The 521-nt window shown below is 48.2% G+C and carries 1 protein-coding gene; it reads left to right on the forward strand.

The window, feature by feature from the left end; all coding sequences use genetic code 11:
- The coding region (locus tag R7R78_RS29385; RefSeq protein ID WP_225474998.1) for an ABC transporter permease at positions 1 to 521 on the forward strand (521 nt) is incomplete at both ends.

The raw sequence follows: 521 nt of genomic DNA on the forward strand, positions 1-521 counted from the left end.
CTTACTTTGAGCAAAGCTGGACACCAGAATTCCGTGAGTATGCGTGGAACAGTCTTGTTGTGTCTGTGATTGCTGCGATCATCGGCGTGGCCGTTGCTCTTGTGGTTAACTTTACTCACCGAGTCAATGGCAAACGTGAAAGCCTTGCTTTTATGCGTCTTTCCTCAATGGGCTACGCAGTACCTGGAACGGTATTGGCGATCGGCGTGATGGTTGCCGTGCTGTTTATGGACTATCGCGTAAACGATATTGCGAAGGCGATGGAATGGGGTAGACCGGGGCTGATTTTCTCAGGCTCAATGTTTGCGTTGATCTTTGCGATGGTGGTGCGTTTCTCTGCTGTTGCGAGTGGTAGTATCGAAAGTAATCTAAATAAAATTTCTCCATCGTTAGATATGGCGTCACGCACGATGGGATGTACGCCAAATACGATGCTGTGGCGAGTGCACTTTCCACTGGTAAAACGTGGTGCACTGATTGCGGCATTGTTGGTGTTTATTGAGTCGATGAAAGAGCTCAAT

It is taken from the genome of Vibrio sp. 2134-1, from assembly GCF_033339495.1.